General features: G+C 62.8%; 10 protein-coding genes. 8 read left to right on the top strand and 2 right to left on the bottom strand.

Going from position 1 to position 13370, the window contains the following annotated elements; genetic code table 11:
* The first annotated feature begins 90 nt into the window (after window positions 1-90).
* The 3 genes from DM374_RS23510 (at window position 91) to DM374_RS23500 (ending at window position 4674) form a co-directional block, all read left to right on the top strand.
* Entirely contained in the window at window positions 91-2991 is a 2901-nt protein-coding gene (locus DM374_RS23510) for an aminotransferase (RefSeq protein ID WP_110972027.1), read from the top strand.
* Between the two features lie 180 nt (window positions 2992-3171).
* Window positions 3172-4281 carry an agmatine deiminase gene (aguA, locus tag DM374_RS23505; protein WP_110972026.1) on the top strand — a complete coding sequence of 370 codons (1110 nt, stop codon included), beginning with the start codon at window positions 3172-3174 and terminating at the stop codon, window positions 4279-4281.
* Window positions 4282-4473: 192 nt separating this feature from the next.
* Window positions 4474-4674: a hypothetical protein gene (locus DM374_RS23500; protein WP_110972025.1), complete on the top strand. Its 201-nt coding sequence runs from the start codon at window positions 4474-4476 to the stop codon at window positions 4672-4674.
* Between the two features lie 66 nt (window positions 4675-4740).
* Here DM374_RS23500 and DM374_RS23495 read toward each other — a convergent pair whose 3' ends face one another.
* Window positions 4741-6849: a TonB-dependent receptor gene (locus tag DM374_RS23495; RefSeq protein WP_110972024.1), complete on the bottom strand. Its 2109-nt coding sequence runs from the start codon at window positions 6847-6849 to the stop codon at window positions 4741-4743.
* Window positions 6850-7316: 467 nt separating this feature from the next.
* Between DM374_RS23495 and DM374_RS23490 the strand changes: the two genes are divergently transcribed.
* The 3 genes from DM374_RS23490 (at window position 7317) to DM374_RS23480 (ending at window position 9405) form a co-directional block, all read left to right on the top strand.
* Window positions 7317-8600 (top strand): OprD family porin, encoded by a 1284-nt coding sequence (locus DM374_RS23490; protein WP_110972023.1) that lies wholly within the window; start codon window positions 7317-7319, stop codon window positions 8598-8600.
* A gap of 178 nt (window positions 8601-8778) precedes the next feature.
* On the top strand, window positions 8779-8961 hold the full coding sequence (locus DM374_RS23485) for a type II toxin-antitoxin system HicA family toxin (RefSeq protein ID WP_110972022.1): 183 nt from the start codon (window positions 8779-8781) through the stop codon (window positions 8959-8961).
* Between the two features lie 39 nt (window positions 8962-9000).
* Complete coding sequence (locus tag DM374_RS23480; protein ID WP_110972061.1) at window positions 9001-9405, top strand: type II toxin-antitoxin system HicB family antitoxin; 405 nt, start codon at window positions 9001-9003, stop codon at window positions 9403-9405.
* 37 nt (window positions 9406-9442) lie between these two features.
* Here DM374_RS23480 and feaR read toward each other — a convergent pair whose 3' ends face one another.
* Window positions 9443-10384: a transcriptional regulator FeaR gene (feaR, locus tag DM374_RS23475; protein WP_110972021.1), complete on the bottom strand. Its 942-nt coding sequence runs from the start codon at window positions 10382-10384 to the stop codon at window positions 9443-9445.
* Between the two features lie 191 nt (window positions 10385-10575).
* On the opposite strand from feaR, the gene DM374_RS23470 reads away from it, so the two are divergent.
* Together DM374_RS23470 and DM374_RS23465 are read left to right on the top strand one after the other, a co-directional pair.
* Complete coding sequence (locus tag DM374_RS23470; protein WP_225422570.1) at window positions 10576-12021, top strand: APC family permease; 1446 nt, start codon at window positions 10576-10578, stop codon at window positions 12019-12021.
* A 33-nt stretch (window positions 12022-12054) separates the two neighbouring features.
* Window positions 12055-13356: an NAD(P)/FAD-dependent oxidoreductase gene (locus tag DM374_RS23465; protein WP_110972019.1), complete on the top strand. Its 1302-nt coding sequence runs from the start codon at window positions 12055-12057 to the stop codon at window positions 13354-13356.
* The last annotated feature ends 14 nt before the right edge of the window (window positions 13357-13370 follow it).

Raw genomic sequence — 13370 nt, 5'->3', positions numbered from 1 at the left:
CCCTCGTAATTTGTGCGGAATTTTAACCACCCCACTTGCGTAATGGCAGTGCGAATGGCGATATAACGTAAAAAAACCGAGGTCCCCGCGATGCCCCTCAGCACCCTGATCCACCGCGCAAGCCAACCATGCCCCACCCTCAGCGAGCAACAGGCCCGCGTCCTGCTCGATCAGCACTACGGACTGGCGGGCACCTTGCAGGCGCTGGGCAGCCAGCAGGATCTGAACTTTCGCCTCGACACCGGCCAGGGCCGTTATGTGCTGAAAGTTTGCCACGGCAGCTACTCGGCGCAGGAACTGGAGGCCCAGCACGCGGCCCTCGGCTACCTGCGCGAGCGCGGTGTGCCGGTGCCGGCGGTGCAGGTGGCGGCCTCGGGTGAGCAGTTGTTGTCGCTGGATATCGATGGTCAGGCCGTGCGTGCACGGCTGCTGGACTACATCGACGGGCAGACGCTGACCCGCCTCAAGCACATGGAATCGCGGCTGATGGCCGAACTGGGCGCCCTGTGCGCGCGGGTCGACCAGGCCCTGGCCGACTTCAGCCACCCAGGCCTGACGCGCACCCTGCAATGGGACCCGCAACACGCCCAGGCGCTGATCGCGCACCTGCTGCCGGTACTCGCCGAGGGGCCGCGCAAGGCACGCGTGCAGTCCGCCGCCGCCCAGGCGCAGCAGGCCCTGGCTGAAATCCAGGCGGACCTGCCGATGCAGGCCGTGCACCTCGACATCACCGACGACAATGCCGTCTGGCAGCGCGATGCCGACCGGCAATGGCAACTGCAAGGGGTGATCGACTTCGGTGACCTGCTGCACACCTGGCGCATCGCCGACCTGTCGGTGACGTGCGCGGCGTTGCTGCACCATGCCGAGGGTGATCCGCTGCGGATTCTCCCCGCCGTCGCGGCCTATCACGCGGTCAACCCGCTGACCGAGGCCGAACTCAAGGCGCTTTGGCCGCTGATCGTCGCCCGCGCCGCGGTGCTGGTGCTCAGTGGCGAGCAGCAGGTGAGCATCGATCCGGAGAATCAATACAGCCGTGACAACCTGGCGCACGAGTGGGAGATCTTCGAGGTCGCCGACAGCGTGCCGTTCGCCCTGATGGAGGCGGCGATTCTGCAGGTGGCGGGGATCACGCCGCCGGCGCCGGACTTGAGCACTTGCGCAAACCTGCTCCCGGCCTCGCGCGAGCAGGCGGTGGCACGGGTCGATCTGGGCGTGCTCAGCGAGCATTTCAGCGTCGGCAACTGGGAGGCGCCGGGTATCGATCAGCAACTGCTGCGTCAGCACCCGGCCCCGGCGGCGTCGCTGTATGGCGAGTATCGGCTGTCGCGAACCCATATCGACAACCCGCAAGAGCCGCAGACCTTCGCCTTGCATGTCGAACTGCACCTGACGCCCGGCAGCGAATTGCGGGCGCCGTTTGCCGGCACCTGGCGTGAAGACGTTGCGGGCAGTGGCAGTCTGGAGGGCGGTCAAGTCACGCTCTGGCTGTCGGGGATGGGCACGGGTCCGGCCGATGGCCAAGTGATCGAGCAAGGCCAGTTACTGGCGCAGAGCGCCGCAATCGTCACCGTGCAGTTGTGCCGGGTGCCGGGGCTGCGTCCGCCGGCCTTTGTCGTACCGTCCCGCGCGCAGGCGTGGCGGGTGCTGTGCCCGTCACCGGCGGCGCTGCTCGGCTTCGACTGCGATGCCGCGCCGCTGAGCGATGCCCAGGCTCTGCTGGCGCGTCGCGAGGCCAGCTTCGCCCGCTCGCAGAAGCACTATTACCAGCAACCGCCGCAGATCGAACGCGGCTGGCGCAACTACCTGATCGACCTGCAAGGCCGCTCCTACCTGGACATGCTCAACAACGTCGCGGTGCTCGGCCACGGCCACCCGCGTATGGTCAGCGAGGCGGCGCGGCAATGGTCGTTGCTCAATACCAACTCGCGCTTCCACTACGCGGCCATCGCCGAGTTTTCCGAACGCCTGCTGGCGCTGGCGCCCAAGGGCATGGACCGGGTGTTCCTGGTCAACAGCGGCACCGAGGCCAACGACCTGGCCATTCGTCTGGCGTGGGCCTACAGCGGCGGGCGCGACATGCTCAGCGTGCTCGAGGCGTACCACGGCTGGTCGGTGGCCGCCGACGCGGTGTCCACCTCTATCGCCGATAACCCGCAGGCGCTGAGCACGCGGCCGGAATGGGTGCATCCGGTGACGGCGCCGAACACCTATCGCGGCAAGTACCGCGGTGCCGACAGCACGGCTGATTATGTGAGCGATGTGGACAGTGTTCTGGAGCAGGTCGATGCCACCGGTCGCCAGCTCGCCGGTTTCATCTGCGAGCCGGTATACGGCAACGCGGGTGGCATTCCGCTGCCAGCCGGTTACCTGGAGCAGGTCTACAGCCGCGTGCGCGAGCGCGGCGGGGTGTGCATCGCCGATGAAGTGCAGGTCGGTTATGGGCGCATGGGTGAATGGTTCTGGGGCTTCGAAGAGCAGGGCGTGGTGCCGGACATCATCACCATGGCCAAAGGCATGGGTAACGGCCAGCCGTTGGGCGCGGTGATCACCCGCCGGGAAATCGCCGAGGCGCTGGAAGCCGAGGGCTATTTCTTCTCCTCCGCAGGCGGCAGTCCGGTCAGTTGCCGGATAGGCATGGCCGTGCTCGACGTGATGGAGGAAGAAGGGCTGTGGGAAAAAGCCCGGGAGGTTGGCGGCTACTTCAAGGCGCGCTTGCAGGCGTTGATCGATGAATATCCGCTGGCAGGCGCGGTGCATGGGTCCGGGTTCTACCTCGGCCTGGAACTGGTGCGTGACCCGCAAACCCTGGAACCGGCCACCGAAGAAACCGCTGCCCTGTGCAATCGCCTGCGTGACCTGGGCATTTTCATGCAGCCGACCGGCGACTACCTGAACATCCTGAAGATCAAGCCGCCGATGTGCACGACCCGCGAAAGCGTGGACTTCTTCGTCGACAGCGTGGCCAAGGTGCTGTCGGAAGACCTGTAAGCGTTGAAACGTCAAAAGCCGGTCAATTCGATTGTTATCGAATTAACCGGCTTTTTATTGGTCGGAGTATTTTATTTGTCACTTCTAATGCAGATATTTATCGGCTATAAAGGCAATCACTGATTACTCACCCTTTTTGTACAACCACCGGCCCGCCCCGGGCACAACCCAGGTTCGACCATGAAGACTTTGACCTCTACCCCCCGTGCCGATGGCTTCCACATGCCCGCCGAATGGGCGCCACAAACCCAGGTCTGGATGATCTGGCCGGAGCGTCCGGACAACTGGCGTCTGGGCGGTAAGCCGGCGCAGGCCGCGCACGTTGCCGTGGCCAAGGCCATCGCTCGCTTCGAGCCGGTGACCGTCGGCGTTTCCGCCGGCCAGTACGAGAACGCCCTCGCGCGCCTGGCCGATGAGCCGAACATCCGCGTGGTGGAAATCAGCAACGATGACGCCTGGGTCCGCGACACCGGGCCGACCTTCGTCATCAACGACAACGGCGATGTGCGCGGCGTGGATTGGGGCTTCAACGCCTGGGGCGGTTTCCTTGGTGGTCTGTACGCCCCCTGGAACCGTGACGAGCAAGTGGCCGGCAAGATCCTCGGCATCGAGCGCAACGCGCGCTACGTCACCGAAGGCTTCGTCCTCGAAGGCGGCTCGATCCACGTCGATGGCGAAGGCACCCTGATCACCACCGAAGAATGCCTGCTCAACGCCAACCGCAACCCGCACCTGAACCGCGAGCAGATCGAAGAAATCCTGCGCGAGAACCTCGCCGTGGACACCATCGTCTGGCTGCCGGATGGCCTGTACAACGATGAAACCGACGGCCACGTCGACAACTTCTGCTGTTACGTCAGACCGGGCGAAGTGTTACTGGCCTGGACCGATGATTCCAATGACCCCAACTACGCGCGCTGCCGCGCTGCCATGGCGGTGCTGGAAAGCCAGCGCGATGCCAAGGGACGCACGTTCGTGGTGCACAAAATGCCGATTCCGGGTCCGATGTTCGCCACCGAGGAAGAGTGCGATGGCGTCGATCCGGTCGCCGGCAGCCAGGAGCGCAGCCCGGCCTCGCGTCTGGCCGGTTCCTATGTGAACTTCCTGATCGTCAACGGCGGCATCATCGCCCCGAGCTTCAACGATCCGGCGGATGCCGAAGCTAGAGCGATCCTGGCGCGCCTGTTCCCGGATCATAAGGTCGTCATGGTGCCCGGTCGCGAGTTGCTGCTCGGCGGCGGCAACATTCACTGCCTGACCCAGCAGCAGCCTGCACCCGCAACTCGTTGATCTGACGTCAAAAAAAAGCCCGTCCTGTGACGGGCTTTTTTATTGGTCGGACGACGACCGGCGCCCCCGGATGGCACAGCTCTTGTATTTGATTCAGGTGTTATGAAGTAGACGGGCGGTCATACACCGCACGGATCTGTCATAAAGCTTGAGTAAGGTAGCCGCTCACGCCTCTGGGGGAGTACGTGTGAAATGAATGCAGCACGTGAGTTGGCTTCGCACCCGACAGTGATGAACCACGAAGCGCTCCAGGTATTGGCGCGGTGGTTGAAACACAATGGACCAACCCGGGTCAGGAAGACCGATCCACGGCGCATGCTGGTAGAACGCTACCCAGCAGGCCTGATTACCGATGCGGAGCTCGATGCTCTGGTGGGTATCTGGCACGGCTGATGGGGCGACGGTTGAAAGAGAAAAGGGCGGCACCGGTTAACGGTGCCGCCCTTTTTCATTGATCTGTCAGAAGCTGTAAGTCCCGGTCACCACCAGGCTACGCGGATCGCCAAACTGGATCTGCGACGCGCTGGTTCCCGATGCGTAATAGGTCTTGTCGGCGATATTGCTCAGCGCCGCGCGCAGGTCCCAGTCCTTGGTTCGGTAGCCGGCCAGGGCATCCCAGGTGCCATAGCCCGGCAGGACGATGGTGTTGCGGGTATCGGCATAGCGCTGGCCAACCAGGGTCAGGCCGGTCTCGGCGTACCAGCCCATTTCCGGTTTCCAGGTCAGGAACACGCTGGCGTTGCGCTTGGCCACATCGGCAATGCGGTTGCCGTCGTTGCCTTCGCTGTCGTCGACGATGGTGGCGTCCTGCACACCAATGCCGCCACGCACATACCAGTTGCCACCCAGCTTGCCGCTGGCGGTCAGTTCGATACCGCGCGAGCGTTGCAGGCCGGTGAGGATCACCCGGTTACGGTCCAGCGGATCGAGGTTGCGACGGTTGGCCAGTTCCAGCTCATACACCGCCAGGGTGGTGCTCAGGCGCTCGTCCAGCCAGTCGCTCTTGACCCCGACTTCTTTCTGTTTGGTGTGCTCGGGGCCCACCTCGTTGGTGTTGCCCGCCGCACCTGGAGTGATGCCGATCAGGCCGCCGCCGACTGGCGAGAAGGTTTTGCTCCAGGAGGCGTAGAACGAGTGCTCTTTCCACGGTGTGTAGACCACGCCCAGACGCGGGCTGGTGCTGTTGCTGTCCTGCTTTTCATTCCTGCCGGTGACCTTGCTGGTGGTCTCGACTTCGAAGCGGTCGAAACGCAGACCGGCTAGAACTTGCCATTGATCGTTAAGGCGAATCTGGTCCTGCAGGTACAGGCCGCGGCTGCTGACGTCGGTGTGGTTGTTGCTCGAAACCACCATCCGGCCAGTGTGCTGCAGGTCGCGGTTGGGGTTGTAGACGTCGAGCGACGGCACGGCCTGGCCGCCTGCGCTGACGGCTTGTGCAGTGTGCAGCAGCGAATTGCGTCGCTGCTCACCCAGCTCCAGGCCGACGAGCAAGGTGTGCTCGAGGCCGAACGTATCGAAGCGGCCTTCGGCTTCCAGGTTGTTGAACAGGTTGCGGGTGTTCAGGTCCTGCTGCCAGCGCTGGCGGGTGACCAGGCCGGTGGCCGGGGTGTAGCCGGACAGGTAGGTGTTTTCGAAGTCGCTGTCCAGGGTGATCAGGCCGAGGGTGTGGCGCAGTTGCCAGTTCTCGTTCAACTGATAGTTCAGGCGCGAGCGCAGCGACTCGATCTTGTCGTCGATGTAGTCCCGATGGGTGTCGCCGTAAGTGGTGTCGCGGCTGACGTCCACCGGGCGGCCGGTCAGCGGGTTACCGGGGATGCCGCGATCCGGTGTGCGGTTGTAGCGGTTGTACTCGTACTGCACCAGCCAGTTCAGGTCCGGGGTCAGCTGCCAGCTCATCGACGGGGCGAACAACTGGCGGTTGCCATCGATACCGTCGCGGAAGCTGTTGTTGTCAACATTGCCCATGTTCAGCCGCAGGCTGATGGTGTCCGACGGATCAGCGCTGAGGTCGGCGTACAGGCTGCGCATGTCTTCGCTGCCGCCCTGGGCTTCGATGCTGGAGCGGCGACCGGCTTCCGGGGCCTTGCTCACCCGGTTGATGATGCCGCCCTGGCTGCCACGGCCGTACAGCACGGCCGCCGGGCCCTTGAGCACCTCGACCCGTTCGATGTTGTGCAGGTCGCGAACGTACTGGCTGTCGTCGCGGATACCGTCCAGATAGAAGTCGTTGCTCGCGTCGAAGCCGCGAATCCGCACGCTGTCGAAGCGGGTGTCGGCGCCGCTGCTGACGTTGGGAATGCCGCTAAGCGCCTTGCCGAGGTCGTTGGTCCCGTAATCCAGCACGTTGCTGGTCTTCAGCGAGTCGATGGCCTGCGGCACGTAGCGCACCGGGGTCGAGGTGCGGGTGGCCGTGGTGACCTCCTTGACCCGCGGATCATCACGCTCGCGGTCGCTGTCGGCGGTGACCGACAGCTCCGGCAGCGTAGTGCTGGCAGCCACGGCGAGGCCAGAGCCGAATAACAGGGAAAGGCCCAGGGACAAAGGAGAAAGGCGGCAAGGGGCAGGCATGTAAGGGAGGTATCCGGATGGTTTTTAGAGGTTGAGAAGCGCGCGAATGATAATGCTTGGCATTTGCAAACGTTAACTCTTTAGTCTCGCCAATTCCGGTTATTTGTATCTAGATGTGTCTTTGGTGAAACTTTTCAGCACTTCGATAAAGCCTGTCCAAACGGGCAGTTTCAGCGATTTTTAACAGCACAATCCGCTGCGCAATGGGAGGAATTCGCAGCTAAAACGGCGAGAAACATGAAATTTGACATCATTCCTTCACGATTTTTTGACATGCCGTTCCGGGCGCGGCTAGGATTCGGCCCAACGCCTGTAGGCCCATCGGCCAAGACTCAAAAATAAAAGGCCCGCTGCGATCAATCGCACGCGGGCTTTTTATTTCCAGTCCGTGAGCGTCAACCCACGCAGGGGGCGTGGTTCTGGCGTTTGGCTGCAGCGCGTATCCATCACGTAATAAGGAAAACAAGATGTTGAAAACCAGGATCAGTCTGCTCGCACTGGGGCTTATGGCCGCCACTCAGGCAATGGCCAACGACCAGGCCGCCTCCAAGGGCTTCGTCGAAGACAGCAGCGCCTCGCTGCTGCTGCGCAACGCTTACATCAAGCGTGACAAGAAACACGACAACAACGATCAGATGCAGTGGGGCCAAGGCTTCATCGCCAAGTACAACTCCGGCTTCACCCAGGGCACCGTCGGCGTCGGCGTTGATGCCTTCGGCCTGTACGGCGTGCGTCTGGACGGCGGTAGCGGCCACAACGACGCTCCCGGCATCGACTTCTTCCAGCGTGGCGAAACCAGCAAGAACTCCCCGCACGACATCTCCCGTGGCGGTGCAGCGGTCAAGTTCCGCGTTTCCAACACCGTGCTGAAGTACGGCGACCAGATGCCTTCGCTGCCAGTGCTGCAACACGACGACGCGCGTCTGCTGCCTGAAAGCTTCACCGGCACCTCGATCAACTCCAAGGAAATCGAAGGCCTGGAGCTGAACGCCGGTCGCTTCACCCGCGAAGCTCGCAAGAGCGGCGAAGACCGTGACACTGCTCTGAAGTCGATCAACGTCTTCGGCGGTTCCTACAAGTTCCTGCCGAACCTGACCGCCTCGCTGTACACCTCCGATGTTGAAGACGTGCTGAAGAAGCACTACCTGGGCGTCAACTACGTCCACGCCATTGCCAAGGATCAGTCCCTGACCCTGGACTTCAACGGCTACAAGTCGGACATCGACAAAGAGTACGTCCAGAAAGCCAAGCTGACTGGCGACAGCAACACCATCTGGAGCCTGGCGGCTACCTACGCTTTCGGCCCGCACTCGGTGACCGTCGCTCACCAGCGCAGCACCGGCAGCACCGGCTACCAGTACGGCTGGTACCAGGACAAAGGCGGCGTGGGTGACGGTGGTTCGACCATCTACCTGGCCAACTCCTACTGGTCCGACTTCAACGCTGAAGACGAGCGTTCCTGGCAGATCGGCTACGGCCTGGACTTCGGCGCCTTCGGCGTACCGGGTCTGACCTACAGCGTTGCCTACGTTCGCGGTGACAACATCAACACCCACGGTTTCGGTGAAGGCACCGAGCGTGAAATCTTCAACCAGTTCAAGTACGTCGTACAGGAAGGCCCTGCCAAGGACCTGAGCCTGAAAGTTCGCAGCTCGTTCCTGCGTACTTCGGATAGCGTGCGTGAAAACGGCTACAACGACGACGGCAACGAACTGCGCATCTTCGTTGAGTACCCAATCAGCATCTTCTGATTCTGATTGCGTAACGAAAAGGCTCACCTGACGGTGGGCCTTTTTTGTTTCTGCCTTCGGAAGCGTTGCACGGTGGGTTACGCGGCGGCTGACTTCATCGTGTGTGCCATGCGTATAAAATCTTTGCCTCCAGTGCATTGATGTGTACGGTACACACTTAGCGGAGGCGCTTGATAACATGCGCAGCAGGGAAGTCATTACCCTGCTTGAGGCGGATGGGTGGCTGTTGATAGGCGTTCGTGGGAGCCACCACCATTTCAAGCATCCAGTGAAGCCGGGAAGGGTCACCGTCCCGCACCCTAAAATCCAGATAGCCACCGGAACGCTGCACAGCATACTCAGGGCCGCTGGCCTCAGATGAGCTGGAGTAGTCCCCAGCATGTTTCCCCAGGAGGACTCCGTGAAGATCCCGATAGTCATTCACAAAGACCCCGACTCCGACTACGGCGTAACCGTTCCCGATGTACCTGGTTGCTTCAGCGCAGGGGAAACGGTCGAGGACGCTCTGGACAATGTGCAGGAGGCGCTGGCGCTGCACTTCGACGCGCTGGTGGCTGACGGTGAGACGTTGCCTCAAGGCCGACCGATTGATGCTCACTTGAGTAACCCGGACTATGCGGGCGGTGTATGGGCTGTAGTCGACTTCGATATCACGCCTTACCTGGGAAAGTCCGTCCGTTTCAATGCAACGTTGCCTGAGCACTTGTTGCAGCGCATCGATGACTACGTGAAAACGCACCCGGAACAGAAGAGCCGTTCCGGCTTTCTGGCATCTGCCGCGTTGCGGGTATTGTCGGGTGCCTGAGTGTGATGTTCCGGCGCTCCCTTCACACGCCTGAACCCTACCCCCGCCGCTCCCGATACTCCCGCGGCGACACCCCGAACTCGCTCTTGAATGCCCTGGAAAAATGGCTCAGGTCCTTGAACCCCCAACTCAGGGCGATAGGGGTGATTTTCACGTCGCTTTGCAGGATCGCCTCGGCGCAGCGGTGCAGGCGGCGTTCGAGGATGTAGCGACCCACACTGGTTTCATATCGCGCGAACAGGCGATGCAGGTTGCGCACCGAGGTGCCGGCCGTGCAAGCGATGCGTTCCGGGCACAGGCTTTCATCCGTCAGGTAGCGCTCGATCACGGCCTTGGCCTTGGTCATCACCGCCGGCGGCGAGGCCTCGGACGGATCGCCCGGTTCCGCCGTCAAGGCCGGGCGCAGCAGGGCGAGGAGGGCATCGAGTACCGCGAGAGATTCGTCGGTGGTGAGGCGGGTGTCGTTGAGCAACTGGCCCACCAGCATGGCGCTCATCGCGCCTATGGCGGATGCCGCGTCGATCCGCTGGTTGATCCGCAAGCGTTGCTCGCGAAAGCGTCGCAGCACGTCCTGGCGCGGCAGGATCAGCGAAACCTGATCACTTAGTCCGCGAAAGTGAAAGTCGCTCGGTCGGGCCACATCCAGCAGCACCAGATCGCCACTGGCAAGACGGGTCTGGGCGTCGGACTGGCAACTCAGCGCTTCTCCGCTCAGTTGCAGCACCAGATAGAAGAAGTCTTTGTCGTCGCCGCGAATGTCGCGCTGCGAGCGGTGCACGTGGGAGCAATTGCTGGTGATGCGCGCGCCTTCGACCTGGCAGCGCTGGCGGTCCAGCGCGGTGACGGCGCCCTGGAAGCTGGTGATGTGGCTGTCGGCCGGCGGTTCGACATGGAAGGTGCCGCAACTGGAAGCGAGGTCGCCATGCCAGACTTCGAAGCCTTCGCGCCCTTGAAACAGATTCGCGTGCTGCAGGTTCATCGCTTACCTCGGGCCGGCTGAAGCCGGTGTTGTTCTTGTGGGGGCGCGCGGTGGAACGGGAGTTCGTGACAATCTACTAACATGTTAATTGTTTTTACAAGTTCGCCGACGCCGTCGCGACGCATGGCACGGCGAGGCAAGCGGCTGGCGCTGTGAGCCGTGTTCAGCACAGGCGGCGAGGGTCTTTAATCATGGCTCGTCCCACTACCGCGTATCCGGCCATGAATAACAACAATAGCCAGCATCTACAGCCCACCTTGCGCTGGACCGACGCCTTCGCCCTGTCGATGGCGGTGTCCGGTTCCATTTTCGCGTCCTTCGGTTTTGCCCTTGGTGTGCTCGGTCCGGTCGGCGCCCTGGCGCTCTGGGTTGGCTCGGCCGCCGTCGGTGCGTGTCAGAACTGGATCTTCCTTGAAGTCTCGGCGATGTTCCCGGACAAGCCCGGCGGCATCTCCATGATCGCTACCGAAGGCTGGCGCCGACGTTGCACGCTGGTCGGTCCGCTGGCCTCGTTTGGCTACTGGCTGGGCTGGTCGGCGGTGTTGTCCATCGTCAGTGTCAGCGCCGGTGCGCTGGCCCAGGCTCAGTGGTTCTCCAGCCAGACCTGGAGCTACAGCTTCGGCCCGCTGAGTGTCGGTCTATCGCAATTGATCGGGGCTGGTCTGTTGTTGCTGTTCTGGCAGTTCAATCGCCTGGGCGTGCATATGGCCGCGTCGGTGTCGAAATACATGGGCGCGTTGTTGCTGGTGCCGATCCTGGTGCTGGCGGTGTCGCCGGTGTTCGGCGATGGCTGGAGCGTCGAACGTTTCCGTCACGCCCTCAGCGAGCCGGTGGCGCTGGACTGGAGTTTCTGGCGCACCGCCCTGGTGTGGTTGTTCCTGGTCAGTTGGAGCGCCTACGGCACCGAGATGTGCGCCGCTTTCGGCCCGGAGTACCGCAGCCAGCGCGATATGCGCCTGGCCCTGCTGACCTCCGGCGGCTACACGGTGCTGGTGTTCGCCGCCGTCGCCTTCGGCCTCGGCGGGCTGGTGGACCGCGAAGCCGCACTGGCCAACCCGAGCGGCTTCTACATCGATGCCTTCAACGCGGTGGTGGGCAGTGGCTACAGTGATTTTTTCATCGGTGCCCTGCTGGTCGGCCTGTTCATGGGCCTCAATGCCGCCCTGGCCGACGGTTCCCGCGCCCTCTACGGGATGGCCCTGGAAGGCCTGACCATCCGCCAGTTGGGCACCCTCAACAAGCACCAGGTGCCGGGGCGTTGCATGAGCGTGGCGGTGGTACTCAACCTGGCGATGATCTTCCTGTTGTCCTCGCCGCTGGCGATGCTGGTGACGGCCAATATCGGCTACCTGGTGGCGATCTTCTTCGCCTTGTCCGGTTTCCTCCTGCTGCGCCACGACGCGCCGGACCTGCCGCGCCCGGTGCGGCTGGGCCGTGCCTGGATTCCGGTCGCCTGGGTCCTGAGCCTGTTCACTGCCGTCGTGGTGGTGGTCGGCACTGCGTCGGCGGAACTGGCTGGCTACGGCGGCCTGAAAGAAGTCGCCACCGGCCTGGGCATTCTCCTGCTGTCGCTGGTGCTCTACGGCATCCGCCGGCTCCAGGACCGTCACCCCGCGCCGGGCGCGCTTTCCCGTTAACCGGTTCGATCACGACATGTACAAGGTGAACCCATGCTGTCCGTAGAAACCCCCACCACCTATTACACCGCCACGCGCAAATACGATCTCAGGTTCCCCGATCTGGAGCAGGACCTGGAGGCCGAGGTCATGGTCATCGGCGGTGGCTTTTCCGGCGTCAACACTGCACTGGAACTGGCCGAGCGCGGTGTCACCGATATCGTCCTGCTGGAGGCTCGTTACCTGGGCTTCGGCGGTTCGGGCCGCAACGGTGGGCACATCATGGCCGGCATCGGCCACGACCTGGAGAAGATCCGCAAGAGCGTTGGCGACGATGGCCTGCAGGCCGTCTTCGAGATCAGCGACCTGGGCGCGTCGATCATCCAGTCGCGCATCGCCAAGTACGACATCGACGCCGACTTCCGCCACGGCTACGGCTACCTCGGATTCAACAAGCGCCAGGGCAAACTGCTGCAGACCTGGGAAAAGGAATTCAAGCAACTCAGTCCGAACCATGAGATCGCGTATCTGGAAGGCAGCGAAGTCCGTGGCATCGTCGGCTCGGATGCCTACACCTGCGCGCTCAAGCACATGGGCAACGGCCATCTGCACTCGCTGAACATGCTGCTGGGCTCCGCCAAGGCACTGGTGGAGCAGGGCGGACGGATCTTCGAAAACACCCCGGTGCTCGAGGTGACCTACGGCGACACCATCCACATTCGTACCGCCAAGGGTTCGGTGCGAGCGAAGAAGATCCTGTGGTCGTGCGGCGCCTTTCTCGACCGCCTGGAACCCGAGCTGCACAAGAGCATCGTCAACACCTACGCCTTCCAGTTGGTCACCGAGCCGATGCCGGACGCGCTGATCCAGCAGATCAGCCCCATCCGTGGCGCCTTCAGCGACATCCGCCCGGTGATCGAGTACTACCGCGTCACCAACGAAAACCGCCTGTTGTTCGGCTCGGCCACGCGGATGCTGGAGTACATCCCCAACGACCTCAAAGAGTGGAACCGCAAGCTGATGCTCAAGGTGTTCCCTTATCTGGAACCCGTGCGCATCGACCTCGCCTGGGGCGGGCCGATGGAGTGCAGCGCCAACCTGTTTCCGCAGATCGGCACCTTGCCGGGCCGGCCCAACGCCTATTTCGTCCAGGGCTACTCCGGCTTCGGCGTGACCCCGAGCCACGTCATCAGCCAGGTGGTGGCCGACGGCATGACCCGCGGCTCGCGCCATTGGGACGTGATGAGCGCGATCCCCCGCACCCGCATTCCCGGCAAGGACAACCTGCGCAACCTGATCTGCACCCTGGGCAAGGTCAGTCACCAACTCGCCGGCTACCGCAACGGCCGCCGCTGACCCCCAACCCGACC

Source organism: Pseudomonas huaxiensis (assembly GCF_003231275.1).
Classification (GTDB): domain Bacteria; phylum Pseudomonadota; class Gammaproteobacteria; order Pseudomonadales; family Pseudomonadaceae; genus Aquipseudomonas; species Aquipseudomonas huaxiensis.
This window is presented reverse-complemented; position numbering and strand designations above follow the sequence as displayed.